This window comes from Achromobacter sp. ACM02, from assembly GCF_014851605.1.
GTDB classification, from domain to species: domain Bacteria; phylum Pseudomonadota; class Gammaproteobacteria; order Burkholderiales; family Burkholderiaceae_B; genus Achromobacter; species Achromobacter aegrifaciens.
In genome coordinates, this window is the sequence record NZ_JACUZY010000012.1 from 74,881 (window position 1) to 100,980 (window position 26,100).

The 26,100-nt window shown below is 67.2% G+C and carries 24 protein-coding genes and 1 rRNA gene; 17 read left to right on the plus strand and 8 right to left on the minus strand.

Annotation, left to right across the window (positions count from 1 at the left end; translation table 11 throughout):
* Positions 1 to 155 precede the first annotated feature (155 nt).
* From IB258_RS28495 to IB258_RS28505, 3 genes are read left to right on the plus strand one after another with little or no spacing between them, the layout of a single operon-like run.
* Positions 156 to 1,379, plus strand: a complete 1,224-nt coding sequence (locus tag IB258_RS28495; RefSeq protein ID WP_054451212.1) for an ABC transporter substrate-binding protein — start codon at positions 156 to 158, stop codon at positions 1,377 to 1,379.
* Positions 1,379 to 3,268, plus strand: coding sequence for an ABC transporter permease (locus IB258_RS28500; RefSeq protein ID WP_175214252.1), 1,890 nt, complete (start codon positions 1,379 to 1,381; stop codon positions 3,266 to 3,268). The genes IB258_RS28495 and IB258_RS28500 overlap by 1 nt, the downstream gene beginning before the upstream one ends.
* On the plus strand, positions 3,265 to 4,029 hold the full coding sequence (locus tag IB258_RS28505) for an ABC transporter ATP-binding protein (RefSeq protein WP_054451210.1): 765 nt from the start codon (positions 3,265 to 3,267) through the stop codon (positions 4,027 to 4,029). Before IB258_RS28500 ends, IB258_RS28505 begins: the two co-directional genes overlap by 4 nt.
* A 19-nt stretch (positions 4,030 to 4,048) precedes the next feature.
* Here IB258_RS28505 and IB258_RS28510 read toward each other — a convergent pair whose 3' ends face one another.
* The 4 genes from IB258_RS28510 to IB258_RS28525 all read right to left on the minus strand — a co-directional run bounded on the left by IB258_RS28510 (position 4,049) and on the right by IB258_RS28525 (position 8,610).
* Positions 4,049 to 5,806, minus strand: a complete 1,758-nt coding sequence (locus IB258_RS28510) for a SulP family inorganic anion transporter (RefSeq protein ID WP_054451209.1) — start codon at positions 5,804 to 5,806, stop codon at positions 4,049 to 4,051.
* A gap of 128 nt (positions 5,807 to 5,934) precedes the next feature.
* On the minus strand, positions 5,935 to 6,807 hold the full coding sequence (locus tag IB258_RS28515; RefSeq protein WP_192353519.1) for a phosphonopyruvate hydrolase: 873 nt from the start codon (positions 6,805 to 6,807) through the stop codon (positions 5,935 to 5,937).
* A gap of 81 nt (positions 6,808 to 6,888) precedes the next feature.
* Positions 6,889 to 7,437 carry a hemerythrin domain-containing protein gene (locus IB258_RS28520; protein ID WP_119451009.1) on the minus strand — a complete coding sequence of 183 codons (549 nt, stop codon included), beginning with the start codon at positions 7,435 to 7,437 and terminating at the stop codon, positions 6,889 to 6,891.
* Between the two features lie 12 nt (positions 7,438 to 7,449).
* The gene (locus IB258_RS28525) at positions 7,450 to 8,610 is read right to left on the minus strand and encodes a D-alanyl-D-alanine carboxypeptidase family protein (RefSeq protein WP_082400716.1); all 1,161 of its coding nucleotides are present in this window, start codon (positions 8,608 to 8,610) and stop codon (positions 7,450 to 7,452) included.
* 304 nt (positions 8,611 to 8,914) lie between these two features.
* Here IB258_RS28525 and IB258_RS28530 point away from each other — a divergent pair, with 304 nt between their 5' ends.
* The 9 genes from IB258_RS28530 to IB258_RS28570 all read left to right on the plus strand — a co-directional run bounded on the left by IB258_RS28530 (position 8,915) and on the right by IB258_RS28570 (position 18,492).
* A complete protein-coding gene (locus tag IB258_RS28530; protein WP_054451206.1) occupies positions 8,915 to 9,385 on the plus strand; it encodes an HU family DNA-binding protein in 471 nt (156 codons plus the stop codon).
* 154 nt (positions 9,386 to 9,539) lie between these two features.
* Positions 9,540 to 10,052 carry a MarR family winged helix-turn-helix transcriptional regulator gene (locus tag IB258_RS28535; RefSeq protein ID WP_054451205.1) on the plus strand — a complete coding sequence of 171 codons (513 nt, stop codon included), beginning with the start codon at positions 9,540 to 9,542 and terminating at the stop codon, positions 10,050 to 10,052.
* Between the two features lie 41 nt (positions 10,053 to 10,093).
* On the plus strand, positions 10,094 to 11,314 hold the full coding sequence (locus IB258_RS28540) for an MFS transporter (RefSeq protein WP_192353520.1): 1,221 nt from the start codon (positions 10,094 to 10,096) through the stop codon (positions 11,312 to 11,314).
* Positions 11,315 to 11,399: 85 nt separating this feature from the next.
* Positions 11,400 to 14,057, plus strand: a complete 2,658-nt coding sequence (gene leuS / locus IB258_RS28545; protein ID WP_054451203.1) for a leucine--tRNA ligase — start codon at positions 11,400 to 11,402, stop codon at positions 14,055 to 14,057.
* A gap of 11 nt (positions 14,058 to 14,068) precedes the next feature.
* The gene (gene lptE / locus IB258_RS28550) at positions 14,069 to 14,731 is read left to right on the plus strand and encodes an LPS assembly lipoprotein LptE (protein WP_054451202.1); all 663 of its coding nucleotides are present in this window, start codon (positions 14,069 to 14,071) and stop codon (positions 14,729 to 14,731) included.
* Entirely contained in the window at positions 14,732 to 15,787 is a 1,056-nt protein-coding gene (holA, locus tag IB258_RS28555; RefSeq protein ID WP_192353521.1) for a DNA polymerase III subunit delta, read from the plus strand.
* Between the two features lie 115 nt (positions 15,788 to 15,902).
* Positions 15,903 to 17,183 carry a glutamate-5-semialdehyde dehydrogenase gene (locus IB258_RS28560; RefSeq protein ID WP_059371744.1) on the plus strand — a complete coding sequence of 427 codons (1,281 nt, stop codon included), beginning with the start codon at positions 15,903 to 15,905 and terminating at the stop codon, positions 17,181 to 17,183.
* A 138-nt stretch (positions 17,184 to 17,321) separates the two neighbouring features.
* Positions 17,322 to 17,699, plus strand: coding sequence for a hypothetical protein (locus IB258_RS28565; RefSeq protein ID WP_175161796.1), 378 nt, complete (start codon positions 17,322 to 17,324; stop codon positions 17,697 to 17,699).
* A gap of 4 nt (positions 17,700 to 17,703) precedes the next feature.
* On the plus strand, positions 17,704 to 18,492 hold the full coding sequence (locus tag IB258_RS28570) for a 2-keto-4-pentenoate hydratase (protein WP_192353522.1): 789 nt from the start codon (positions 17,704 to 17,706) through the stop codon (positions 18,490 to 18,492).
* Between the two features lie 53 nt (positions 18,493 to 18,545).
* On the opposite strand, the gene IB258_RS28575 is transcribed toward IB258_RS28570, so the two are convergent.
* Entirely contained in the window at positions 18,546 to 19,961 is a 1,416-nt protein-coding gene (locus IB258_RS28575) for an amidase family protein (protein ID WP_175182087.1), read from the minus strand.
* Positions 19,962 to 20,050: 89 nt separating this feature from the next.
* On the minus strand, positions 20,051 to 20,920 hold the full coding sequence (locus tag IB258_RS28580; RefSeq protein ID WP_175161783.1) for a LysR family transcriptional regulator: 870 nt from the start codon (positions 20,918 to 20,920) through the stop codon (positions 20,051 to 20,053).
* A 114-nt stretch (positions 20,921 to 21,034) separates the two neighbouring features.
* Here IB258_RS28580 and IB258_RS28585 point away from each other — a divergent pair, with 114 nt between their 5' ends.
* Positions 21,035 to 22,435, plus strand: coding sequence for an MFS transporter (locus tag IB258_RS28585; protein WP_119451013.1), 1,401 nt, complete (start codon positions 21,035 to 21,037; stop codon positions 22,433 to 22,435).
* Positions 22,436 to 22,481: 46 nt separating this feature from the next.
* Here IB258_RS28585 and IB258_RS28590 read toward each other — a convergent pair whose 3' ends face one another.
* A complete protein-coding gene (locus IB258_RS28590) occupies positions 22,482 to 23,114 on the minus strand; it encodes a hypothetical protein (RefSeq protein WP_192353523.1) in 633 nt (210 codons plus the stop codon).
* A 119-nt stretch (positions 23,115 to 23,233) separates the two neighbouring features.
* Here IB258_RS28590 and IB258_RS28595 point away from each other — a divergent pair, with 119 nt between their 5' ends.
* The 4 genes from IB258_RS28595 to IB258_RS28610 all read left to right on the plus strand — a co-directional run bounded on the left by IB258_RS28595 (position 23,234) and on the right by IB258_RS28610 (position 25,778).
* Positions 23,234 to 24,184, plus strand: a complete 951-nt coding sequence (locus IB258_RS28595; RefSeq protein WP_054451194.1) for a 3-hydroxyacyl-CoA dehydrogenase NAD-binding domain-containing protein — start codon at positions 23,234 to 23,236, stop codon at positions 24,182 to 24,184.
* Between the two features lie 96 nt (positions 24,185 to 24,280).
* A complete protein-coding gene (locus tag IB258_RS28600) occupies positions 24,281 to 24,553 on the plus strand; it encodes a GNAT family N-acetyltransferase (RefSeq protein ID WP_192353524.1) in 273 nt (90 codons plus the stop codon).
* Between the two features lie 21 nt (positions 24,554 to 24,574).
* A complete protein-coding gene (locus tag IB258_RS28605; RefSeq protein WP_054451192.1) occupies positions 24,575 to 24,979 on the plus strand; it encodes a YchJ family protein in 405 nt (134 codons plus the stop codon).
* 58 nt (positions 24,980 to 25,037) lie between these two features.
* Positions 25,038 to 25,778 carry an aldolase gene (locus IB258_RS28610; protein ID WP_054451191.1) on the plus strand — a complete coding sequence of 247 codons (741 nt, stop codon included), beginning with the start codon at positions 25,038 to 25,040 and terminating at the stop codon, positions 25,776 to 25,778.
* 207 nt (positions 25,779 to 25,985) lie between these two features.
* On the opposite strand, the gene rrf is transcribed toward IB258_RS28610, so the two are convergent.
* Positions 25,986 to 26,098 (minus strand): 5S ribosomal RNA (gene rrf / locus IB258_RS28615).
* Between the last annotated feature and the right edge of the window lie 2 nt (positions 26,099 to 26,100).

Below are 26,100 nucleotides of genomic sequence, written 5' to 3' on the forward strand. Positions count from 1 at the left end.
AAAGGCCCTGCACCGCAGGGCCTTTTTTCATTTCTGGCGAGCGCCGCATGGGGCGCCTTGTCTATTGCCCCGGGGCGAAGGCCCATGTTCCAATTGGGCCGCTGTCATCCGCCGCGCCTGCTGGCGCCAGATTCCCTCTCCACGCGATACCTGACATGTTCCGTCCCTGCCTTACCCTGCTGCGCCGCGCCGTGGCGCCGGCACTCCTGGCCCTGGCGCTGGCTCCCGCCGCCTCGGCCAAGGACAAGGAGCCGCCCATCCGCATCGGCGAGATCAACAGCTACAAGGCGATACCCGCCTTTCTTGGCCCCTATAAAAAGGGCTGGCAGCTGGCGCTGGAAGAGGTCAACGCCGGCGGAGGCGTGCTGGGCAGGAAGCTGGAAGTGATCTCGCGCGACGACAACGGCAACCCCGGCGATTCGGTGCGCGCGGCCCAGGAATTGCTGGCCCGCGAAAAGGTCGAGCTGCTGTTCGGCGGATTCCTTTCCAATACCGGCCTGGCGCTGACGGATTTCGCCAAACAGCAGCAGGTGTTCTTCCTGGCGGCCGAGCCTCTCACCGACAAGATCACCTGGCAGGACGGCAACCGCTACACCTACCGTCTGCGCCCCTCAACCTGGATGCACGTGGCGGCGCTGGCCCCCAAGGCGCTGGCCTTGCGCAAGAAGCGCTGGGCCATCGTCTACCCCAACTACGAGTATGGGCAGTCCGCGGTGGCCACCTTCAAGGCCATGATGACCTCGTTCCAGTCCGACGTGGAGTTCGTCGCCGAGCAGGCCGTGCCGCTGGGCAAGGTCGATGCCGGCGCCGTGGTGCAGGCCCTGGCCGACGCCAAGCCCGACGCGATCTTCAACGTGCTGTTCGCCGCCGACCTGACGCGCTTCGTGCGCGAGGGCAATACCCGCGGCCTGTTCGAGAACCGCGCCGTGGTGTCGGTGCTGTCTGGCGAACCCGAATACCTGGAACCGCTGGGCGCCGACACGCCCACCGGCTGGATCGTCACGGGCTACCCCTGGTACGCCATCGACACCCCGGCCAACACCACGTTCGTCGAAGCCTACAAGAAGCGCTACAACGAAACGCCCAAGGTCGGCTCGGTCGTGGGCTACGCGTCCCTCATGTCCATCGCCCAGGGCCTGAAGGCAGCGGGCGAAGTGGACACCGAAAAACTGGTCGACGCGTTTGCCGGCCTGAAGGTGGACACGCCCTATGGCCCCATCCAATACCGCAAGATCGACCACCAGTCGACCATGGGCGTGTACGTGGGCGTGACCGCGGTGGAAGACGGCAAGGGCATCATGAAGGACTTCGCCTATATCGACGGCGCACGCCTGCAGCCGCCTGACGAGCAAGTGCGCAAGATGCGTCCGGCGCACTGATGAGCCTGTCAGGGCTGCTGCTGCAGCTGCTCAATGGGCTGGCGGACGCCAGCGCGCTGTTCCTGGTCGCCGCCGGCCTGTCGCTGATCTTCGGCGTCACGCGCGTGGTGAACTTCGCCCACGGCTCGTTCTACATGCTGGGCGTCTACCTGGCCTGGACCTTCACCAACTACTTCGGCGACGGCGCCGGCTATTGGGCCGGGCTGCTTCTGGCGGCGCTGGCCACGGGCCTTATCGGCGCGGCCGCCGAATGGCTGGTGCTGCGGCGCCTGTACCAGGCGCCTGAACTGTTCCAGCTGCTGGCGACCTTTGCACTGGTGCTCATCATCGGCGACGCCGCGCTGGCCATCTGGGGCCCCGAAGACCTGTTCGCAGCGCGCGCCCCCGGCCTGTCTGGCGCCGTGCAGATCCTGGGCCGGCGCTATCCCGAATACGACCTGCTGCTGATCGCCGCCGGCCCCGTGGTACTGGGCCTGCTTTGGCTGCTGCTGATGCGTACGCGCTGGGGCCGGCTGCTGCGGGCCGCGGCGGAAAATCGCAAGATGCTGGCCGCGCTGGGCGTGAATCAAGCCTGGCTGTTCACCTCGGCATTCACCCTGGGCGCGTTCCTGGCCGGCCTGGGCGGCGCGCTGGCCGCGCCGCGGGTACCCGCCACCCTGGGCCTGGACCTGGAGATCATCGCCAGCGCGTTCGTGGTGGTGGTTGTGGGCGGCCTGGGTTCGATTCCCGGCGCCTTCCTCGCCGCCTTGTTGATCTGCTCGGTCAAGGCATTGTTCGTGTTCCTGGGACAGGTGCAGATCGGCCCCTGGCTTTTCAATCTGTCCAAGCTCACGCTGCTGGCGGAATTCGCCGTGATGGCCGTGGTGCTGGTCGTGCGGCCCTGGGGTCTGCTGGGCAAACCGCCCGAGCCGGCATCCCACACCGCCGCCCCGGAGCGCCCCATCGCGCCGGCCGGCCGCGGCCTGCGGCTGGCCTATGGCGCGCTGTTGGCGCTCCTGGTACTGGCGCCGGTGGCGGCCGCTCACAGCCCCTATCTGGGCATCCTGCTGACCGAAATCCTGATCGCCGCGCTGTTTGCCGCCAGCCTGCATTTCCTCACCGGGCTGGCCGGCATGACCTCGTTTGGCCATGCCGCCTGGTTCGGCCTGGGCGCCTACGGCGCCGCGCTGCTCCTGAAGCTGGCGGCCGTGCCGATGGAAGCGGCGCTGCTGCTCGGCCCCTTCGCCGCGGCGCTCGGCGCCCTGCTGTTCGGCTGGTTCTGCGTGCGCCTGTCGGGCGTGTACCTGGCGATGCTGACCCTGGCAGTGGCGCAGATCCTCTGGGCGCTGGCCTATCAATGGGATGACGTGACGGGCGGCAGCAACGGCCTGATCGGGCTGTGGCCATCGGCCTGGCTCGCCCAGGGCCCCTGGTTCTATTACCTGACGCTGGCGCTGTGCGTGGCCGGCATCGCCTGGCTGCGCCGCCTGGCGTTCTCGCCGCTGGGCTATGCGCTGCGCGGCGTGCGCGATTCGGCCCTGCGCGCCGAGGCGCTGGGCATGGACACGCGGCGCGTGCAATGGGCGGGCTTCGTGGCCGCGTCTTTCGCCGCCGGCCTGGCAGGCTCGCTCTACGCATTTTCCAAGGGCAGCATCGCGCCCGACACGCTGGCCGTGAGCCGCTCCGTGGACGGACTGGTCATGGTGCTGCTGGGCGGGTTGCAGACGCTGGCCGGCCCGCTCGTTGGCGCTGCGTCCTACACCTGGCTGCAGGATGCCGCCGCGCGCAGCACCGAGTACTGGCACGCGGTGCTGGGGCTGGCCATCCTGGCCCTGGTCATGGCGTTTCCCGAGGGGCTGGCAGGCGCTGCCGCGCGCCTGGCCGCAAGCTGGAACAGGAGGCGCGCATGAACACCGCCCCCCTGCTGCGAGTCCGGGACCTGCGCAAATCATTCGGCGGCATCGACGCGCTGGCCGGCGTGTCCTTCACGCTGGAAGCGGGCCGGATGCTGGCGCTGATCGGCCCCAACGGCGCCGGCAAGTCCACCTGTTTCAACGCGCTGGGTGGCCAGCTGCGGCCCGACTCGGGCTCCGTCCTGCTGGACGGCCGCGAACTGGTGGGCCTGTCGGCAGGCAAGATCTGCCGGTTGGGCGTGGGACGCACCTTCCAGACCGCGGCCACCTTCCGCTCCATGACGGTGCGCGAGAACGTGCAGACTGCGCTGCTGTCGCGCGACCGGCTGCTGCTGAATCCGTGGCGCCGGGCCACCCGGCACGCGGCCGAGGAGGCCATGTCGCTGCTGTCGCAGGTGCAGATGGCGGACAAGGCGCAGGAGCATTGCGGCACGCTGGCCTACGGCGACGTCAAGCGGGTGGAGCTGGCGATGGCGCTGGCGCACCAGCCGCGCCTCTTGCTGATGGACGAACCCACGGCGGGCATGGCCACCAATGAACGCCATGCGCTGATGCGGCTGACGCGCACGCTGGCGGACACCCAGCGCATTGCGGTCCTGTTCACCGAGCACAGCCTGGATGTTGTGTTCAAGCACGCCGATCGCATCGCGGTGCTGGTGCGCGGCAGCCTGCTGGCCGAGGGCGAACCCGCAACGATCGCGGCCGACGAGCGGGTCCGCGCAGCCTATCTGGGCACGGAAGCGCCGCAGCCGGCCTGAGCCGGCCGCGCACGCGGCCTCAGTCGTTCCTCAGCCCGTTGGGCTGGCATTCCCAGAAGATCTTGGCCTGGCATCCCTCGCAAATGCCGCGGTCCAGCTTGGCGTAGATCGTATGCAGCGCGGTCGCCTTGTCGGGAAAGATATGGTCCTCGCCCAGCCGCTGCAGGAAACCCGTGCGACGCCACATGTCCAGCACTTCCGGCCGCGGGCGGTGAAAGTACAGATCGCCGCCCATGGCCCGCCTGGCGGCCAGTTCGTCTTCCCAGACCTGCGCGCCCGCCATGTCGATGAAATTCATGCTCTTGGCCATCACCAGCAGATGGCGCGGCGCGCCGGGCGCCGCGCGCAGCTCATGCAGGCGCTGCGCCACGTGCGTGGCAGCGCCGAAATAGACCGACCCTTCCATGCGCAGCAGCTTCAGTTGCGGGCACTCCGGCAAGGCATCCGGCGCGTGCTCCAACACCACGAAGCGCCGCTCCAAGCCGCGCGAGTCGAAGCCCATGGTGCGCATCGCCGGCCGCGAGGTGCGGTGCAGGTAGACCATCAGCGACAACACCGTGCCCAGCAGGATCGCCACTTCCATGCGTATGGTGATGGTGGCAGCCAGCGTGGCGGCGGCGATGATCGCTTCGCCGCGCTGGGTGCGGATCAGTTGCCGCCAGCGCGGAATGTCGAACAGGGTCCAGGCCACCAGCAGCAGCAGCCCGGAAATCGCCGCGTGCGGAATCATGGCCAAAAGCGGCGCGGACAGGGCCACCAGCGCCACCAGCAGCAAGGCCGAGAACACGGACGCCAGCGGCGTCTTGGCGCCAGCCTCGTAGTTGGGAATGGACCTGTTGAGCGACCCGCAAGACAGGTAACAGGAGAAAAAGCCGCCCACGATATTGGACAGCCCCTGCCCCACGAATTCGCGGTTGGCGTCGATGCGCTGGCCCGAACGCGTGGCCACGGCCTTGGCGATGGAGATGGATTGCGCCAGCGCCACGATGGTCAGCGCGAAGGCCACGCTCAGCAGTTCGGGCAAGGCGCGCCAATCGACGCTGGGAATATGGAAAGGCGGCCAAGGTTGGGCCAGCGCACCCAGCACTGACACCGGCGCGCCTTCGGTCAGCGCGTTGAAGCCCGCGGCTGCCAGCGCGCCCGCCGCCAGGCCCGCCAACATGTAGGGCTTGCGCTTGTCCAGACGCCGCACCAGCAGCGCCACGGCCAGGGTGGTCAGGGTCACCAGCAAGGCGCCCCAGTGCACCTGCGCCAGATTCGCGGCCAGGCTGGCCAGCAAGGCGCCCGCGCCGTGCGCGTCCGGCGACGGCATGCCCAGCGCGTCCTTCAGCGCATGCACGGCGATCAGCAGCGCCGCGCCGCTGGTGAAACCGAACAGCGCCGACGGCGAGATGAAGTGCGCCAGCGAGCCCAGCCTGAGCGTGCCCACCAGCCATTGCATCAGCCCGACCAGCACGGTCACGGCCAGCGCCAGCTGGATGTAGCCCTGGCTGCCGGCCACCGCCAGCGGCGTCAACACCGCATAGAGCGCCAACGAGTTGGCATTGGTCGGGCCCGACATGACATGGCGGCTGGACCCGAAGAGCGCCGCGACGATACAGGGAACGATGGCGGAATACAGGCCGTACTCGGGCGGCAGGCCCGCCAGCATGGCGAACGCCACGCCCTGCGGCAACACCAGCAAGGCGCCCAGCAAGCCCGCCGTCGCATCCGCGCGCAAGGTCCGCGCATTGACCTCGTCCACCCACGAGCCGAACAACCGGCGCGCGACGCTCATCCCCCCCTGCATCATTCTTTCTTGTCCCTCGGCATCTGCTTTCTGATTGGTTCCGCCTGCGGCGCACAGGGCGGGCGGCGGGTCGTCTAGCGTAATCGCTAGCGCCCCTCGCGCGCAACGCGTCCCGCTTACTTGAGGTAACGGCGCTCCAGCTCCCGCATATGGGCATCGCCCTGCAGCGCGATGATTTCCTTGACCGCCGGCAGCGCCGCATCCACCTGATGGATGCCGCCATCGCTGCGGATGCGGGCGAACACGTCCCGCATCGCCCCCACCGCGGCGCGGATGGCGTGATTGCCATAGATGACCAGGCCGACCTTGCCCAGCGCCTGGATATCGGCTTCGCACAGTTGCGGATAGGCGGTGGGCACCAGCACCAGCGGCGCGCGGCCTTGCCATGCCGCGATGAACGACAGGATCTCGTCGGGCGTGTTCTGCTTGGAATGGATCAGGATGGCGTCCGCGCCCGCAGCTTCATACGCGCGCGCACGGGCCAAGGCCTCCTGCTCGCCGGCGCCCGCGATCAGCGCCTCGGTCCGGGCGATCACGCAGAAATCCGCATCGCGGCGGGCGCTGCAGGCGGCTTCGATCTTGCCCTGGAACTCCTCGATCCGCACCAGCTCCTGCCTGCCGGACGCGCGCAGACTCGTGTCCTTGGGAAAGGTCTTGTCTTCCATCACCACCGCCGACACGCCCGCGGCTTCGTACTGCGGCACCATGTAGGAGACATTGATGGCATTGCCGAATCCGGTGTCGATGTCGGCAATCACGGGCACGTCCACCGCGGCGGCGATCGCCCGCATCATGTCCAGGTGCTGCGAGGGCGAGAGTATGTTGGCATCGGGCACGGCGTAGCTGGCCGACAGCTCGAAGCCGCTGCCCCAGATGGCGTCGAACCCGGCATCGGCCGCCAGCCTGGCGGACAGCGGGTTGTGCGCCGACATGGCGTGCATCAAGACGGGATCCTGCAATTTCTGGCGGAAACGGGCGTTTCTGGTCATGGCGGACACGTAGGCAAAAACCCGGCGCGCCGCGCGCCGGCTGCGGCCATCGTAGCGCCAATCCCCGCCTTGCCCGAAACGTCAGCCGGCCTCGCCGCCGCGTCGCGCCTTCATGGCCTGCCCGATCCCGGCCAGCGTATCGTCCGGGATCAGCCGCGCCGCCATCGGCAGCAGTTCGCTTTCCTCACGCTGGATATGCGCGGCGTAGGCATCGGAGAAATCCTGCACCTGGCTGGCGGGCAGCTCGGCCTGGCGGCCCGCCGCGATCTCGGCGAGCGCCTGGCGCAAGGGCTCCCAGCGCCGCGCCAACTGCCGGTGCTCGGCCATCAGGCCGTCCACCAGCGCATGCAGACAGACGGCGTCAGAGCCGGCCATGGATTCGATCAAGGCCGGAAACAGGTCCTCTTCCTCGTCCTCGTGATGGTGTGCGGCCGCGGTATCGAAGTAGCGCATGACGCTGGCCGCCGCGGTTTGAGCCGCGGCGTCGCTGCCATGCACCGGCAGGTGCGCGGCAAGACGCCCCAAGGTCGCGCACTGGCGGGAAATGCGGCCATGGCAGGCCGACAGCAAAGCCAAGGGATCATCCGCGCCCGGCGCCGGGGCCGGGCCTCCAGGAAAGCTCACCGCCATCGCACACCTCCGTTATCCGGCGTGGCCACGCCACCACAAGCGGATGGAATCCCACGCGCGTCCCGCGAATCCGGCCTCGGCCACCGGTTCCAGTGCCACCACCGGAAACTGCATGGCGGGCTTGCCGTCCACCAGCACACGCACCTCGCCCACTGCGGACTGGGCCGCGATCGGCGCAATCAGCGGATCCTGCGGTGTCCAGACCGGTTCGACCTTGGCGCCCGCAGGCACCGTCACGTAGGCATCGCGCGCGAATCCGGCCTTCAGGCTGTCCTGCTCGCCCTTCCATACCTCGGGCGTGGCGACTGCCTGGCCGCGCGCGTACAGCTTGATGGTATTGAACCCCTGAAAGCCCCACTCCAGCAACTCGCGGCTTTCCTGCGTGCGCAGCTTGTCCGACGCCGTGCCCACCACCACCGTGATCAGGCGGCGCTGGTCAGCGCCATTAGGACGCTGCGCGGTGGCGACGATGCAATAGCCGGCCGATTCGGTATGCCCGGTCTTCAGCCCGTCCACGCTGGGATCCAGCCACAGCAGGCGGTTGCGGTTCGGCTGCGTGATCTTGTTGTAGGTGAACTGCTTGGCCGAATCGTAGGTCCTGTAGAGCTGCGGATAATCGCGAATGAAACGCGTGGCCAGCATGGACAGGTCGCTGGCGGTGGAGTAGGTCCCCGGATCGGGCAAGCCGTGCGGGCTGGCGAAATGCGTGGCGTGCAGGCCGAGCCTGGCGGCGGTGTCGTTCATCCGCGCCACGAAGGCCTCGACGCTGCCCGACACGGCTTCGGCCAGCGCGATGGCCGCGTCGTTGCCCGACTGGATCATCAGGCCGCGCAGCAGATCGTCCACCGACACCTTCGAGCCCGGCTCCAGGAACATCTTCGAGCTGCCCGCCGGCACCTTCCAGGCGCGGGTCGACACCGTGACCATTTGCGCCGCGGACAGCTCTTTCTTGCTGAGCGCCTCGAACACGACGTAGGCCGTCATGATCTTGGTCAGGGATGCGGGCTCGATCCGGGTCGTCGCCGCATGCGACGCGATCACCTGTCCGCTGGTCTCGTCCAGCAAGAGCCAGGCCTTGGCCGACAGGGCCGGCGCGGGCACCGTCTGCGCCACGGCGCCCGACATGCACGCGGCCGCGACGATCAGGCTCGCCGCCAACTTCTTCATCAACATATGACTGCTTCGCTTCCATGCTTGGTTTTTCCCGCGCGGGTCTCGCGCAGGGCACGCAATTGGAACACGCCCGGCGCAGTTGGTTCAGTGCCGCAGGTATCTGAAAAGATGCGCGATGAATGTCACGACATCTTGCTGGAGCCCTTCTACAAAGCACTTTCTGTGTCGAAAACAACAAACAAGGGCCAAAAACCCGCTAGAAAACCGCATTAATCGCCACTCTTCCGCTATCATCGGCCGCGTAGCGTCAAACGCCGATACCCGGCGCGCGCTGCTCCATGACCCCAACATACGGATTTTGACCATGGCCACGAAAGCAAAAGCTCCTGCCAAGAAAGTCACCAAGCCCGCCGCCAAGGCGCCCGCAAAGAAGGCAACTGCTGCCAAACCCGCTGTGAAGCCCGCTGCAAAGCCGGCCGTCAAGAAGGTCGTCGCCGCCAAGAAGGTCGCTGCTGCCCCCAAGGCCATCAAGGCGGCCCTGAACAAGACCCAGCTGATCGCCTACATCGTTGAGCAATCGGGCGTTGAAGCCAAGTCGGTCAAGGCCGTCCTGGCCAGCCTGGAAACCTCGGTGCTGGGCTCCGTGGACAAGAAGGGCGCTGGCGAATTCACGCTGCCCGGCCTGTTCAAGGTTGCCGTGCAGAAGGTTCCGGCCAAGGCCAAGCGCTTCGGCAAGGATCCGTTCACCGGTGAAGAGCGCTGGTTCCCCGCCAAGCCGGCTTCGGTCAAGGTGAAGGTTCGCCCGCTCAAGAAGCTGAAGGACGCCGCGCAGTAATTCGCGCGTAGTTCCGGTCAAGCCGGAAGGGCCCGCCTCGCAAGAGGCGGGCCCTTCTTTTTTGCCGCGGCCGGCCTGCACGACGCATAGGTCGGCTTTTTCCAATTTATCTTCATGTTAAGATACTTCACGTAAAAATAAACCCCATGCGCCCATGAATGACCTCGTCGATCTGGTGATCTCCCAATGGACCGCCGAATGTCCCGCCCAGGACTTCGCCGCCATGTCCGTCGTCACCCGTGTGTTCCGTCTGAACGCGCTGGCCGCGCGCAACGTGAACCGCAGCTTCCGCAACTACGACCTGCACCAGGGCGAATTCGACGTGCTGGCCACGCTGTACCGCAGCGGCTCGCCCTACGCGCTGAATCCGCAGAAGCTGGTGGAGGCCCTGCTGTTGACCTCCGGCGCCATGACCAACCGGCTCGACCGCCTGGAGCAGGCCGGCCTGCTCACGCGCAGCCCCAATCCGGAAGACCGGCGCGGCGTCATCGTGTCGCTCACGGCCGAAGGCTTGCGCACCATCAAGCTGGTGCTGAAGGACTACCTGAAGGACCTCAATGAACTGCTTGAACCGCTGTCCGCAGCCGAGCGCAAGCAACTGGCCGGCCTCCTCAGGAAGCTGCTGATCAAGCAGGACCAGGAAACGCCTGGCGGCATCGGCGCCTGAGCCGAGCCTTCTTCCGCAGCCATCATCCCCGATCCCGATCCATGACTTCCGCTACCCAGTCCTCCCAGACGCCGGTCCTGACCGCACCCATCCTCCTGCTGATGTCGGTCGCGACCGGCCTCGCCGTCGCCAGCAACTATTACGCGCAGCCGCTGTTGCATACGATCAGCGAGCAATTCTCGCTGTCCAGCGCCACGGCGGGCAGCATCGTCACCACCGCGCAGCTGAGCTATGCGGTGGGCCTGATGCTGCTCGTGCCCCTGGGCGACATGTTCGAGCGCCGCAGCCTGATCGTGCTGATGAACCTGCTGTCCTCGGGCGGTCTGCTGATTTCCGCCTTCGCCCCCAATATCGGCGTGCTGATCCTGGGCACGGCGCTGACGGGCATGCTGTCCGTGGTGGCCCAGATCCTGGTGCCTTTCGCCGCGACGCTGGCCGCGCCGCATGAGCGGGGCAAGGCCGTGGGCACCGTCATGAGCGGACTGCTGCTGGGCATCCTGCTGGCCCGCACCGTCGCCGGCGCGCTCGCCGACGTGGGCAGTTGGCGCACCGTGTACTGGGTGGCGGCCATCCTGATGCTGATCATGTCCGCGGCCCTGTGGCGCCTGCTGCCGCGCCACCAGAGTCCGGCCGGGCTGAGCTACCCGCGCCTGCTGGGCTCCATCCTACGCATGTTCGTCGAGGAACCGCTGTTCCGCGCCCGCTCGCTGCTGGGCGGCCTGCTGTTCGCGGCCTTCAGCATGCTGTGGACGCCGCTGACCTTCCTGCTGGCCAGCCCGCCCTATCAATACAGCAACACCACCATCGGCCTGTTCGGCCTGGCGGGCGCCGCAGGGGCCTACGCCGCCAACCGCTTCGGCCGCCTTGCCGATCGCGGCCTGGGCAACCTCGCCACCCGCGTCGGACTGCTGTTGCTGCTGGGCTCCTGGGGACTGATCGCCTTCGGCCAGGTGTCGGTGCTGGCCCTGCTGGTGGGCATCCTGGCGCAGGATCTCGCGATCCAGGGCGTGCACGTCACCAACAGCAGCGCCCTCTACCGCCTGCGCCCCGAAGCGCGCAGCCGGCTGACGGCCGGCTACATGACCAGCTACTTCATCGGCGGCGCATCCGGTTCGCTGGTATCGTCCTGGCTGTACGCCCATTTTGGCTGGCCCGGCGTGGTCACGGCGGGCGCCGTCCTCGGGGTGATTACGCTGGCTTATGGCGCCCTGGCGCCCAGCGCGCGCATCCCCGAAACGGCTCCGTCCCCTGCCCGCGCCTAGCACCTCCTATAATCAGGGGTTTTGGCCGCCTCCGCGCCCGCGCGGCGAGGCGGCTCACCCTTTTTTTGCCATCGTGCACGAGCCCATGCAGGAACGTTACCTCCCCAATACCGTCGAAGCAGCCGCCCACCAAGACTGGCAGGCGCGCGACGTCTACCTGGTCCACGAACACGCCAAGAACGCCGACGGCTCCGAAAAGCCGAAGTTCTACGCCTGCTCCATGCTGCCCTACCCCAGCGGCAAGCTGCACATGGGCCACGTGCGCAACTACACCATCAACGACATGATGGCCCGTCAGTTGCGCATGCGCGGCTACAACGTTCTGATGCCCATGGGCTGGGACGCCTTCGGCATGCCGGCGGAAAACGCCGCCATCAAGTCCAAGGTGCCGCCGGCGAAGTGGACGTACGACAACATCGCCTACATGAAGAAGCAGATGAAGGCGATGGGCCTGGCGATCGACTGGTCGCGCGAAATGTGCGCCTGCGATCCCCAGTACTACAAGTGGAACCAGTGGCTGTTCCTCAAGATGCTGGAAAAGGGCGTCGCCTACCGCAAGACCCAGGTCGTCAACTGGGACCCGGTGGACCAGACCGTGCTGGCCAATGAACAGGTCATCGACGGCCGCGGCTGGCGCTCGGGCGCGCTGGTCGAAAAGCGCGAGATCCCCGGCTACTACCTGCGCATCACCGATTACGCCGACGAACTGCTGGGCGCCGTCCAGAACGACCTGCCCGGCTGGCCCGAGCGCGTACGCCTGATGCAGGAAAACTGGATCGGCAAGTCCGAGGGCCTGCGCTTCGCTTTCCCGCACAAGATTGCGGGCCAGGACGGCCAGCTGATCCAGGACGGCAAGCTGTACGTCTTCACCACCCGCGCCGACACCATCATGGGCGTGACCTTCTGCGCCGTGGCGCCGGAACACCCCCTGGCCACGCAGGCCGCGCTCTCCAATCCGCAACTGGCCGCCTTCATCGAACAATGCAAGCTGGGCGGCACGACCGAGGCCGAAATGGCCACGCGCGAAAAGGAAGGCATGCCCACGGGCCTGTACGTCACGCACCCGGTCACGGGCGCCGAAGTTCAGGTCTGGGTCGGCAACTACGTGCTCATGACCTACGGCGATGGCGCCGTGATGGGCGTGCCGGCGCATGACGAGCGTGATTTCGCCTTCGCCAAGAAATATGACCTGCCCATCGTGCAGGTCGTGGACGTGGCCGGCAAGGAATACTCCACCAATGCCTGGCAGGAGTGGTACGGCGACAAGCAAGCCGGACGCACCATCAATTCGGGCAAGTACGACGGCCTCTCCCACAAGGAAGCGGTCGACGCCATCGCCGTCGACCTGGGCGCGCAAGGCCTGGGCGAAAAGCAGACCACCTGGCGCCTGCGCGACTGGGGCATCTCGCGCCAGCGCTATTGGGGCACCCCTATCCCCATCATCCACTGCGCGGATTGCGGCCCGGTCCCGGTTCCGGAAAAAGACCTGCCGGTGGTCCTGCCCGACGACCTCATCCCGGACGGCAGCGGCAATCCGCTGGCCAAGAACGAGGCGTTCCTGTCCTGCTCCTGCCCCAAGTGCGGCAAGCCGGCGCGCCGTGAAACGGACACGATGGACACCTTCGTGGACTCGTCCTGGTATTTCATGCGCTACACCTCGCCGGGCAACGATAACGCCATGGTCGACGCGCGCAACGACTACTGGATGCCGATGGACCAGTACATCGGCGGCATCGAACACGCGGTGCTCCACCTGCTGTACGCCCGCTTCTGGACCAAGGTCATGCGCGACATGGGCTTGCTCAACTTCGACGAGCCCTTCACCAAGCTGCTGTGCCAGGGCATGGTGCTGAACCATATCTACTCGCGCAAGACGCCGCAGGGCGGCATCGAATACTTCTGGCCAGAAGACGTCGAAAACGTCTACGACGACCGCGGCGCCATCGTCGGCGCCAAGCTGAAGTCGGACGGCTCCGCCATCACCTACGGCGGCGTGGGCACGATGTCCAAGTCCAAGAACAACGGCGTCGACCCGCAATCGCTGATCGACACGCTGGGCGCGGACACGGCCCGCCTGTTCGTCATGTTCGCCAGCCCGCCGGAACAGACCCTCGAATGGTCGGACTCTGGCGTCGAAGGCTCCAACCGCTTCCTGCGCCGCCTCTGGTCCATCAGCTACGGCCAGCGCGAGGCCATCGCGCGCGGCCTGGCCCATGGCGCCGACTGGGCGCAGGCGCCGGCCCCGGTCAAGGATCTGCGCCGCGAGGTCTACGGCCTGCTCAAGCAAGCCGACTACGACTACCAGCGCATCCAGTACAACACCGTCGTGTCGGCATGCATGAAGATGCTCAACGCCATCGACGACGCCAAGCTGCCCGAAGGCGCAGCCGCGGACGCCGCCTACGCCGAAACGCTGGGCGTGCTGCTGCGCGTGCTGTATCCCGTGGTGCCGCACATCACCTGGCACCTGTGGCGCGACCTGGGCTACGCCCACGAGCTGGGCGACCTGCTCGACGCGCCTTGGCCGCACGTGGACGAGGCGGCGCTGGTCGCCGACGAGATCGAGCTGATGCTCCAGGTCAACGGCAAGCTGCGCGGCTCCATCCGCGTGGCCGCCAAGGCCGCCAAGGAAGACATCGAAAAGCTCGCGGCATCCCAGGAAGAGGTCGCCCGCTTCCTGGAAGGCCGTCCGCCCAAGCGCGTCATCGTGGTTCCGGGCAAACTGGTCAACGTCGTAGGCTGATGAGGTCAAGCATGCACTTCGCCGGGCAACAAACGCACTCCCCCCGCCAGTCCTGGCTGCTGCGCGGCGCCTGCCTGGCGCTGTTCATGCTGCTCTCCGCTTGCGGCTTCGCCTTGCGTGGCGTCACGCCGATGCCGTTCGATACGCTGTATGTCGGCATTTCCGACACCACGCAGTTCGGCGCCGACGTGCGCCGCGCGCTGCGCGCGGCCTCGCCGAACACCAAGCTCGTGTCGACCCCCAAGGAGGCGCAAGCCATCCTGCAGCAGGTCGCCGACACTCGCACCCTGCGAGAGGTGTCGCTGAACGCCCAGGGCCGTGTCGAGGAATACGAACTCGGCATCAACTACACGTTCCGCCTCATCGATGCCAAGGGCCGCGCCCTGATCCCGGACACCACGCTGTCGATCTACCGCGAAATGCCCTATGACGACCAGGTGGTGCAAGCCAAGCAAGGCCAGATCGAAACGTTGTACCGGGCCATGCAGCGCGACCTGGTGTCCCGCCTGCTGCGCCGCATGACCGCGCCGGAAGTGCGCCATGCATTCGAGAATGCCGAAGAGCGCGCGGAAGACGGCGAGACCCCGCTGTACGACCCGACCACGCCGGAACAAAAGCGCACGCCCGCGCCGTGGCAGACGCCGTCCACCACCGATCCGGCCATCCTGCGTTAAATGGCACAGCCCCTGGACGCGGATCGCCTGGCCGAGCACCTGCAGCGGCCAGGCAACCGCCTGGCGCCGCTCTACACGGTGTCCGGCGACGAACCCCTGCTCGTGACCGAGGCCGTGGACGCGCTGCGCGCCGCGGCCCGTAACGCGGGCTACACCGACCGCCTGTCCATGGTCATGGACGCGCGCAGCGACTGGAGCTCGGTCACCGCCGCCACGCAAAGCGTGTCGCTGTTCGGCGACCGCCGCATCCTCGAAATCAAGATCCCGACGGGCAAGCCTGGCAAGTCCGGCGCCGACACCCTGGCCAAGCTGGCCGAACAGGCCGAGAAGCAGGCGGATCCGGACACGCTCGTGCTGATCGCCCTGCCGCGCCTGGACAAGGCCACCCGCGAAAGCCGCTGGGTGCAGGCCTTGAGCCGCGGCGGCATGATGGTCGACATCGCCAACATCGAACGGGGCCGCCTGCCCGCCTGGGTCGGCATGCGGCTGGCGCGCCAGAACCAGCGCGCCGACGGCGCCACCCTGCAATGGATGGCCGACAAGGTGGAAGGCAATCTGCTGGCCGCCCACCAGGAAATCCAGAAGCTGGGCCTGCTCTACCCCGAAGGCCAGCTGGCCGCGGAGGACGTGGAGCGCGCGGTGCTGAACGTGGCGCGCTATGACGTCTTCGGCCTGCGCGACGCCATGCTCGCCGGCGACACCGGCCGCACCATCCGCATGATCGACGGCCTGCGCGCCGAAGGCGAAGCGCTGCCGCTGGTGCTATGGGCGGTCGGCGAGGAAATCCGCCTGCTGGCCCGCATCGCCGAAGCGCGCGCCCTGGGCCAGGACATCAACGGCCTGATGCGCCGCCTGCGCATTTTCGGCGCGCACGAGCGGCTGGCGTTGCAGGCGCTGAACCGGGTGCAGCCGAACGTGTGGCCGGCCGCCGTGCAGCATGCCCATGAGGTCGATCGCCTGATCAAGGGCCTGTCGGTGCCAGGACGCCTGTCCGATCCCTGGGAAGAAATGACGCGGCTCGCGCTGCGTGTCGCCGCCGCTGGCGGACGACCGTGAAGGCGGCATAGCCGCCGCCTTCGCCTCCCGCGCCAGCCCATGCGCTGGCATTCGCCCGGCCTCGCGGCCGGATATACACTGAATCTCCAGGTGGCGTCCGCGCCGCCCCATCCTCATGATCGACGCTGCCATGTCCACGTCCTCCATCGAACAAGCCATGCTCACCCTGGGCGAAAACGCCCGCCGCGCCTCGCGCGCCATGATGCGCGCCACCGGCGCCGCCAAGAACCAGGCGCTGCTCGCCATGGCCGACGCCCTGGCCGCCAGCCACGACGAACTCAAGGCCGCCAATGAAAAAGACCTGGCCGCAGCGCGCAGCAACGGCCTGGAGCCGGCGCTGCTGGACCGCCTGACCCTGTCGGACAAGACACTGGCGCACATGGCCGAGGGCCTGCGCCAGATCGCCGCCCTGCCTGATCCCATCGGCAGCATCACCGCCACCAGCGTACGCCCCAACGGCATGCGCGTGGCGCAGATGCGCGTGCCGCTGGGCGTGATCGGCATCATCTACGAATCCCGCCCCAACGTGACCATCGACGCGGCCGCGCTGTGCCTGAAGTCCGGCAACGCCGCCATCCTGCGCGGCGGTAGCGAAGCCCTGCATTCCAACATCGCGCTGGGCCGCATCGTGCAGACCGGCCTGGCCGCCGCAGGGCTGCCGCAGGACGCGGTGCAGGTCGTCGCCACGGCCGACCGCGCCGCCGTCGGCAAGCTCATCACCATGACCGAGCACATCGACGTCATCGTGCCGCGCGGCGGCAAGGGGCTGATCGCCCGCCTGTCGCAAGAGGCGCGCGTGCCGCTCATCAAGCACCTGGACGGCAACTGCCACGTCTATATCGACGCGGCGGCCGATCCGGACAAGGCGCACGCCATCGCCTTCAATGCCAAGACCTACCGCTACGGCATCTGCGGCGCCATGGAAACGCTGCTGGTCGACGCGGTCGCCGCCGTTTCCATCCTGCCCAGCCTGGCCGCGGCCCTCACCGAGCACGGCGTCGAATTGCGCGGCTGCCCCCGCACGCTGGCCTTGCTGCCCCACGCCAAACCGGCCACGGAAGAAGACTGGGCCACGGAGTACCTGGGTCCCATCCTGGCGGTGCGCATCGTCGACACGCTGGACGACGCCATCGAGCACATCGCGCGCTGGGGCTCGGGCCATACCGACGCCATCGTCACCGAGGACCTGTCCGCCGCACAGCGCTTCCAGCGCGAGGTCGACTCCAGCTCGGTGTACGTCAACCTGCCGACCTGCTTTGCGGACGGTTTCGAATACGGCCTGGGCGCCGAGATCGGCATCTCGACGAACCGCCTGCACGCGCGCGGCCCGGTCGGCCTGGAAGGCCTGACCACGCTGAAGTGGGTGCTCAGCGGCGAAGGCCAGGTGCGCGGCTGATCCCGAGCCTCCGACTGCACGCAGACTGACGCGGCCCTGAACACGGGGCCGCGGCAAGCCTTCTACAATACGGCCAGCAGTTTTCCGCAGGCATTCTTTTCATCCGAACGCGGCGCGCCGCGTCTTCCTGAGATCCCCATGTACTCACCCGCGATGGCCATGGCCTTCAGCCTCTTCCTGCTGTGCTTCATCACATGCACGCTCAGCGGTGTCGTGCTCTTCTTCAAGAGCAAGCAGATCAACGCCAAATTGAAGCACCCGTACCTGCAGCACCGTCAATTCAATCAGTATCCGCTTGCGATCCAGGCATCCATCATGCTGGATTACTTTTTCCGCCTGATGTTTCCCGGCACGCGCTTCTGGCTGATCGGCAACGCCAACGACCTGCTCTCCCACGTCGATCCGAAGAAGACGCCGCTATCGCTGAAATGGCCGATCGTCGGCTTCTGGGGTTCGTGCTGGCTCGGCCTGATCGCCATGATCGTGCTCTGGATCATGCTGTTCCTGGGAGCTTGAACCCATGCAGATCAGAATCGAAGACTATCCCGGCAGCCTCGAAGCGGCCCGCTATCTGGTCGCCGCGCGCGAGTCCGGCATCGCCGGCCCGCGCCTGCCCGCCGACTGCCGTCCCCAATCGCTGAACCAGGCCTTCGCCGTGCAGCAACGCACCGCGCAGCTGCTGCTCGAGAAGCATCAGGACGACATCGGCGCCTGGAAGAGCGCCTTGCCCACGCCCGAGAAAAGCGTGGTCGCGCCGATCTATGCCTCGACCATCGCGTACACCGAAGCCGGCCCTGTTGCGGCCCGGACCCAGACCGTGCGCATCGAACCCGAGATCGCGTTCGAAATTGCCCGGGATCTGCCCGCGCGCCCCGAGCCCTACACCGAGTCCGAAGTGGACGCGGCCATCGGCGGCGCGCGCCTGGCCTTGGAAGTACTGGGCTGCCGTTATGCGGCTCCGGAACATGCCAGCCTGCCGGAACTCCTGGCCGACCATATGTTCAACCAGGGGCTGGTACTGGGTCCGCGCATCGCATCCCCGCACGATGCCCCCGGCGCCTTGAGCATCACGCTGTCCGTGGACGGGGTTGAAACCGAGCAGCACGCGGGCATCCACCCGAACGATCGTCCCAAGGCCGGGCTCTACTGGCTGGCCAATTTCCTGCGCGAACAAGGTCTGGGACTACGCGCCGGCCAGCACGTCATCACCGGCTCCTATGCCGGCTTCCTGGACGTGCCCGCCAACCGCGATCTCGAACTCGCCTACGGCGACCTCGGCATCCTGCGCCTGCACTTCAGCAAGCCCTAGCCCGGCCGCACACCGAACTTCCGTCCCCTGCCCGCCTGGTCCGCTCTTGCGGACTAGCGGGCCGCGGGCTGCGCGATCTCGATGGGCGCTGCGCCCGCCTCGATGATTTCCCCCACATCCAGACACAGGTCCTCGCGGTAGCGTCCCGCCAGCACCTGCACGCCCACCGGGCTCGCGCCTGCCTCGCTCATCGCGCTGCCCATCGCCACCGACAGGCCTGGCAAACCCATGAACGGCACGCCGATCTGCGTCATCTGCGCGCGCCAGATGCGCGCGTAGGCCGCATCGCCTTGCAGATCGAGCTTGTCAGGGAACGGCAGCTCGGCCGACACGGGCAGCAACAGCACGGGATACTCGGCGAAGAACAACTCCCACAGGCGCGTCAGCGTAGCCCGCCGCGTCAGCGTGGCGGAAAAACTCGCAAGGTCGGCCCCCGCCGCCTTGTCGCGCTGGCCAGCCAGCGCTACCAGAGCTCCGCGATCGCCTTCTTTTTCCGCGGCTGCCACCATGGCGTCGTAGCCATCGGCCAGCCACATGCGGATCTGCAGGTCCGCCGCCTCCTGCATCGGCGGCACGGCATCCAGCGTATCCACCGTCCAGCCTGCCTCGCTGAGCCGGCGGGCGGCTTCCTGCAAGGCCTTGACCACGGCGGGCTGGGTGTCCATGCCGTCGGGATTCAGGCACAGCGCGGCCCGGCGCGGCGTCTCGGCCCCGACCAGGGGAGCGGGCACCCACCAAGGATCGCGCACATCCCGCGCCGCCAGCGCGGCCAGGCCCAGTCTTAGATCTGCGATGCTGCGCCCCAGCGGGCCGGACACCGCGGTCAACTGTCCCCCGATCGAGCGTTCCGGCAGCGCCGCGTTGTACGCCGCCACGCGCCCCAGCGACGGCCGCAGGCCATGCACGCCGCAGGCATAGGCTGGATAGCGGATGGAGCCGGCGATATCCGTGCCATGCGCCAGATGGCCGATGCCAGCCGCCACCGCGGCAGCCGCGCCGCCCGACGAGCCGCCGGGCGTCAGCGCCGGATTGCGCGGGTTCAAGGTATCGCCATGCAGCGCATTGCCGGTGAACCAGCGCAAGGAAAACGCGGGCGTGTTGGTGCGGCCCAGGATCACGGCGCCCGCGCGCAACAGATTGTCCACGACCGGGCTGTTCTCCGCCGCGATCACATCCTTCTGCAGGTTCACGCCATTGGTCGTGGCGTAACCCGCCTGGTCCACGTTGATTTTCACGGTAACGGGCACGCCGGCCAAGGGCCCCGGGTCTTCGCCGCGCGCAAGCATCGCATCCACTTGCGCCGCTTGGGCCAGCACATCGTCCGGGCGGTGGTCCACCACGGCATTGATCGCGGGATTGACGGCATCCAGCCGGTCCAGCGCGCTTTGCGCGGCCTCGCGGGCGGACACCTCGCGCTTGCGGATGCGGGCGGCAAGCTCAACTGCGGACAAACGCCAAAGATCGGACACGCGCGACTCCTGAATCATGGTTGCATGGAAGATCAGGCAAACCTTAGCGCCTGCCGCGCCTGCCCACAAGCCGCCGCCGGCCCGGAACGCTACTCGTCCTCCTCGAAGACCTCGACTATCGCGTCGGCCACGGCGCGCACGCGCGCCGTGCGGTTCAGGTCGCCGTGCATCACCAACCACAAATCGTAGGGTTCGCTGCGCGTCGGCCAGATACGTACCAGCTCGGGATACCCCGGCGCCATGTGCGTGGGCACCTCGCCGATGCCCAGCCCGGCCGCGACCGCCTCGAGGATCATCAGGCCGGAGTTCAGCTCCACGCCGATGCGGCCGTTGCCCGTGGGCTCGCCGCAAAACGTGTCGGACCAGCCCGGCAGCACCGCTTGCTGGTACGTCACCAGCGTGTGCCCCGCGAACGCAGTGCCCGGCCGCGGCTCGCCATGCGCAGCCAGGTAGGCGCGCGAAGCGTACAGCCCGACCTCCTTGCGCGTCAGGTGCCGGTGTATCAAATCGGGGTTGTCCGGCTTGATGTTCCGTATCGCCAGGTCAGCCTCGCGGCGCGTCAGGTTGCTGATCTGGATGGCCGTGGACAGCACCACGCGGATGTCGGGGTGCTGGGCATGCACGCGCCGCACCGCTTCCATGATGTAGTAGCTGGCCACGGTTTCCGAGGTCGCCACGCGCACCACGCCGGACAGGCGATGATCCAGCCCCTGCATCTGGCGCTGCAATTGGTCCGCCGCCTGCTCCATGCGCTCCGCGGCCGCGAACGCCAGTTCGCCGGCCGCCGTGGGCACGTATCCACCCGGCGTGCGCAGGAACAGCCGCGCGTCCAGCGAGGACTCCAGCGCCGCCAGCCTGCGCCCGGCGGTTGCCTGGTCGATCTGCAGCAGCGCGGCGGCGCCCCGCAGGGTTCCCACCCGGTAGATGGCCAGGAAGATCCTGGCGTTGTCCCAGTCCATCGCGTTCGCCCTAAGGATGCATTTTTGCATCACTATAAAGCAATTATTCGGCTTTTTTGCATCAAAGCAGAGGTCTAAGCTTCAGTCCTCGACAGCCTCGCCACACCATCAGCCATGAGTTCCGCCTGCCCCAACCTCACCGCGCCCTCGCTGGCCGCCAAACCCGCCGCGGCCGGCCTGCTGCCGCTAGTCACGCTGGCCATCGGCTTCGTCATGGCGATGCTGGACGTCACCGTCGTCAACGTCGCCCTGCCCAGCATCGCAGTGCAGTTCACCGTTCCCCTGACGGATCTGGTCTGGATCGTGGACGGCTACACCCTCACTTTCGCGGCGCTGCTGTTGGTGGCAGGAGCGCTGGCCGACCGGTATGGCGCCAAGACGATCTACCTGGCCGGTTTGGGCGTCTTTACCCTGGCGTCCCTGCTCTGCGGCCTGGCGCCCAACGCGGACATGCTGATCCTGGCCCGCATGCTGCAGGGGCTGGGCGCGGCCCTGTTCATGCCGAGTTCCCTCAGCCTGCTGACCCATGCCTACGACGACGATCAGGTGCGCAACCGCATGCTGGCCGCCTGGTCCGCGATCGTGGCGGTGGCAGGCGCTGCCGGCCCGCTCCTGGGCGGCGTGCTGATCCACCAATTTGGCTGGCGCGGGATCTTCCTCATCAATATCCCGCTGGGATTGGCCGGATTGTGGCTGGCGCGACGCCGCATCCAGGCGGTTGCGCGCCGCCCGCGCGCCCTCAATCCGCTGAGCCACCTGCTGGGCGTGATCGCCTTGTCCTCGCTGTGCTTCGTGCTGATCCAGGGCAACGCCTACGGCTGGTCCTCCAACCTCATACTGGGCACGGTGGTCCTCTGCGCGGCCGCCGCCCTGCTGCTGGTGCGGCGCGAGCGCCGCCATGCCGACCCCATCATCCCGCGCGCCCTGTTCGCCACCGCGCAATTCGCGGCAGCCAACGGCGTCGGCTTTCTGATCAATCTGGCAGCCTACGGCCAGCTATTCCTGCTCAGCCTGTTCCTGCAGCATGCACGCGGCGCGGACGCATTGGAGACCGGCCTGCAGCTGGTGCCCATGCTGGCCGTGTTCTCCTTGGGCAATCTGTTGTCCAGCCGGGTATCGGCGCGCTGGAACGTGCCAGCGGCGCTGCTGGGCGGGGTATCGTTGGCCGCTGCCATGAGCGCCGCGGGAATCGTCATGTTCTCGCCGGACATGGCCTACTGGCCGTTCGCCGTCATCGTCGCAGTGGCCAATCTGGGCGTGGGCGTCGCCGTTCCCGCCATGACCAGCGTGGTCATGCAGGTCTCGGGCAAGAGCCACGCCAACAGCGCCGCCGCCGCCCTGAATGCCAACCGCCAATCCGGCGCGCTGGTAGGCGTCGCGCTGATGGGCACCATCCTGCATTTGCTGCCGCAATGGAGCGCCAGCCTGCCCGCGGCCTACATCGTCATCACCTCAGGCTATCTGCTCGCTGCCGTGCTTGCATGGCGCTACCTGCAACGCGCGCGCAATGCCTGAACGCGGGCAAGGCTGCGGCCTTCACAGGCCATGAAGGCCGCAGCGCTCAAACGTTCGCGGCGGGGAGTATCGCCACGCCACGCCCCGCGAAAAATTCGTCGAAGACGGCCAGCGGCAATTCGACATCGGCCTGCGTGCCGGGCTCCCCCGAAGGATTGTGGAAGGTCACCGAGTCCGGCGTTGCGCGAGTCACCAGCACCAGGTGCCCGCCCTTCCTGGGCGGTTGCCGCTCGGGCCAGCGTATCCAGGGATGCACCGACGCCATGAAATAGGCGGCTTGGGACATCAATCCAGGCAGTTCGTCCGCGCGCAGATCGACATGCACGCGCGCCGCCAGGCCGAATGCCTCGTCCACGTAGCGCACGAACGGCGCGTAGATCATGCCCTTGATCTGTTCGCCTTCCACCGTATAGGCGCCGTAAGCCAAGCTGCCCCGCGCCACCTCCAACGTCGGATACTGGCGCCCGTCGCGGGCCGCCAGCACCATCTTCAGGCAGGCCATGCCGCAGACGTGGCTGGCCCAGCGCGCGTACTCATCCACGTCGCGCGCGCCCGAGCCGCGCCAGGCCGGGTCATCGGCCAGGGCCAGCGTGCCCTGGATGATTTCGCTGGCCCGATGCGCCGACTCCCACTGGCAAAAATACGGCACGGCGGATCGGGAGGCTGGCGTCGCGTTCATGCAGGACTCCTGGATTCTGGAGGTCAAAGGGAGCCGCTATCTTGCCCGCGCGGCATGCGCGTGGCAACGGGCCGGCGTTTGCTTCACAATGCTCCTATCCGTGCTCACAGGAGACCCGCATGTCCAGCCCTGCCACGTCCAACCCGCCCGCCATCCGCCGCGTCGCCATCGTCGGCGCCGGCACCATAGGCGCCAGTTGGGCTGCGTTGTTCCTCGCCCGCGGCCTTGAGGTCGTCGTCAGCGATCCCGCCGCCGACGCCGAAACGCTGACGCGCGCCCGCGTACAGGCAGCATGGCCCGTGCTGGCGGAACTTGGACACGTGCTGCCCGGCGCCTCCGCTGATGCGCTGCGCTTCGAGCCTGACCTGGAGGCCGCGCTGGCCGGCGCGGACTTCGTGCAGGAAAACGCGCCCGAGCGCGAAGACTTCAAGACTGCCCTCTTTGCGCGCATGGACGCCGTGCTGCCGCCGCAGGTCATCGTCGCGTCCAGCTCCTCCGGCCTCATCATGAGCCGCCTGCAATCGCAGTGCCGCCATGCCTCGCGCTTTGTCATCGGACATCCGTTCAATCCGCCGCACCTGATTCCGCTGGTCGAAGTGGTCGGCGGCGAACAAACCTCGGCCGACACCATCGATCGTTGCATCGCCTTCTACCGCAGCCTGGGCAAGTACCCCATCCGCTTGAACAAGGAAGTCCCCGGCCACATCGCCAACCGGCTGCAGGCTGCGCTATGGCGCGAAGCCATACACCTGGCGGCCGAAAACGTCGCCAGCGTGGCCGACATCGACGCCGCCGTGTCGCAAGGCCCGGGCCTGCGCTGGGCGCTGTTCGGCCCGCACATGACCTTCAACCTGGGCGGCGGCGCGGGCGGGCTGGCCAATTTCATGGACCACTTGCTGGGCCCGGTCCAGACCTGGTGGGACGATCTCGGCGCGCCGGAAGTCACCCCCGAACTGCAACAGCGCCTCATCGCGGGCGTCAACGCCGAAGCAGGCGAGCGCAGCATCGCCGACCTGGTCCAGGAGCGCGATGCGCAACTCACCGCACTGCTGAAAGCACTGCAGCGCTGAAACGGCGGCGGCCCGCAGCGGGCCGGAATGCGCCATATCCCTCACAATACCGGCAGGCCACTGCGCCTGCCCTCTGCCATAGCAGGATTGCTCCATATGATTTCCGTAACACATGACAGCGCCCTTTCCCGCTACACCGCCACCGTCGATGGCGTCCTGTGCGTGCTCGACTACCAGTTGCAAGGCACCACCATGGCAATCACGCACACCGGCGTGCCCAGCCAGGTGGGCGGACGCGGCATCGCCGCTGCGCTGACCAAATATGCGCTGGACGACGCCCGCGCCCGGGATTGGAAAGTGCGGCCCTTGTGCTCCTACGCCGACGCCTACATTCGCCGCCACCCTGAGTACAGCGATCTGCTGGCCTGAACCCTGTCGGCATTTCGCACCGTGACCAAGCAATCCAAGCTCCCTTCCACGGCCTGTCCCTGCGGCGGTCCCAAGCCCTATTCCGAATGCTGCGGGCGCTGGCACGAAGGCCCGCAAGCCATGCAAGCGCCCACCGCCGAGGCGCTGATGCGCTCGCGCTACAGCGCCTTCGTGCTGGACAAGCTGCCCTATCTGTTGGCGACCTGGCACCCCAGCACCCGTCCCAGCGCGCTCGAGCCCAATCCGCCCGACCTGAAATGGCTGGGTCTGGCGATCAAGCAGACACGCAGCCAAGACCCCGAGCACGCCACGGTGGAATTCGTCGCCCGCAGCCGCCAGGCCGGCCGCGCCCACCGCCTGCACGAACTCAGCCGCTTCGTGCGCGAAGACGGCCAGTGGTTCTATGTGGATGGCGACCTGTACTGATCCTGGTCCGGCAGTTCCGCACCAGGCCTAACAAACCCAGACATCAGAAAAGGCAGACATGAACCAGGATCCTCGCCACGCCGAAGCGCTATTTCACGCAGAACCTGTCGCGGCACTGCGCGCCGACCTTGCGCTCGCATTACGGGCCGCGGCCGCGCATGGTCTGGGCGAAGGCGTCTGCAATCACTTCAGCGTGGCCCTGCCCGGCGACTCGGAGCATTTCCTCCTCAATCCCCGCGGATTGATGTGGCATGAGGTGCAAGCGGACGACATCGTGCTGATCGATGCCCAAGGCAACAAGCTCGCCGGCCGGCATGCAGTCGAGCCCACGGCCATGTTCATCCATGCCGCCATCCACCGCATCGCCGGCAAGGCCTGTGTGCTGCACACGCACATGCCCTACGCCACGGCCTTGACCCTTACCTCGGATCGCGCGCTCGACACCACGCTGTCCCAGAATGCCATGCGCTTTCACGGCCGCCTGGCAATCGACCAACACTACAACGGCCTGGCGCTGGACGTCAGCGAAGGCGAACGCATCGCCCATGCGATGCAGGGCGCAGACGTGGTCTTCCTCGGCAACCATGGCGTCGTAGTCTGCGGGGAAAGACTGGACTATGCCTATGACGATCTGTTCTTCCTGGAGCGCGCCTGTACCGCCCAGGTGCTTGCGCAATCAACGGGACGCCCGCTGCTGCCGGTCAACCCTGACCTGGCGGCCAAGGTGGCCGCACAGGTCCAAGGCGAACGCCTGCAATCCGAACTGTTCTTCGCCGCTTTGCGGCGCCAATTGCCTTAGCCGCTCTTGAGCGGCTTTACCGCTTTGGCTCAAAAGCTTTTACCTGAGCGCCGCAAAAACAAAACCCCTCGCAGGATATTCCTGCGAGGGGTTTTTCATTGGGACTGCGGCTGGTGGTATCGCGCGAGAGATCCCGAGCGCAATACATTCGGTCGCCACAAAGACAAAACCCCACAGGGGTTACCTGTGGGGTTCTGCGGAATAAAAGCTTGACGATGACCTACTTTCACAGACGTCCGTCCACTATCATCGGCGCAAAGTCGTTTCACTGTCCTGTTCGGGATGGGAAGGAGTGGGACCAACTCGCTATGGTCGTCAAGCG